The sequence below is a fragment of the Cyanobium sp. NIVA-CYA 375 genome, from assembly GCF_056108345.1.
On record NZ_JBSYHW010000248.1, the window covers coordinates 1 to 966 of the forward strand.

At 46.4% G+C, this 966-nt stretch carries 1 protein-coding gene; it reads left to right on the forward strand.

The window, feature by feature from the left end; translation table 11 throughout:
• Positions 1 to 243 precede the first annotated feature (243 nt).
• Positions 244 to 675 (forward strand): glycosyltransferase, encoded by a 432-nt coding sequence (locus AC01FP_RS17850; protein ID WP_474482114.1) that lies wholly within the window; start codon positions 244 to 246, stop codon positions 673 to 675.
• The last annotated feature ends 291 nt before the right edge of the window (positions 676 to 966 follow it).

Here is a 966-nt window from a genome sequence, read left to right on the forward strand (position 1 = left end):
ATCAAGGGCAAGCGCTGGGATAATTGGCCAGAAACCAGCGCCTTTTACAATGAGCACTGGATCCGGGCCACTGGTGCAGAACGGCCCGCCAACGCCGATCTGATCGAAGGCAGCTGTTACTGGTAATAAGTAGTTCATAATACTTACACCATTCAACCCTTAATATGACCAAAAGGGCTCTATCTGTCGTGTGCAACAAAGGCTTACCCTTTTTTCTGTACTTGATTCGTACAACAAAGTCATATGAAATTACTTAGACTCGCTCGCCGTGTTGTCAATAAATTTGGCTATGACCTAATAAGCCTTAATAAATTTGATGTTACTGACCCATCTGCCTTATCCCTTTGTTCAGCATCACAGGTTCAGAAACCCATTCAAGCCCATATGTTTTGGGCTTACGGTGATTTCTCACAGATAGAGCGTTTAGCAGCTTCTAGCTACATTGCGAATGGCTTCGAACTAAAAGTTTGGACTTACGGAGATATTCCAAACTTGCCAAGTCGCGCCCAGCAATTAGACGCGCGAACCATACTCCCTGAAACGCGAGTGTTCACTTATAACAATGGTTCTTACGCAGGATTCGCTGATTTATTTCGTTATACGCTGCTCTCGCAGCATGGCGGTCTGTGGTCGGATACCGATAAATTGCTTGAAGCATGTATCACAGTTTTATAATATTTTCTCATCCGATGGTTTTTGGGTCAGCGAGCGGACAGAGAAATCCTTACGTCATAACAACAATCTAATTTACCACCCTCTACCACGCAGGGGCGATTTGATAAGCCTTGCAGCTGTAATCGCTGATCAGTTAAATCAAGATATTCTTAGTTGGGGAATTTGTGGTCCTAAGCTCTTGACTAACCTAGCCTTAGAGTATCCAGACTTAGCTCCAGCAGCGCCCCGGCCTCAGCACGCTGGAAACGCAGCAGCGGCTGCTCGCCCGTGGTGCCGTGGATGCGCAGATCG

Bases quoted from the DNA above. Each gene is read 5' to 3' on its own strand.
- AC01FP_RS17850 (WP_474482114.1), top strand. From the start codon at position 244: ATGAAATTACTTAGACTCGCTCGCCGTGTTGTCAATAAATTTGGCTAT.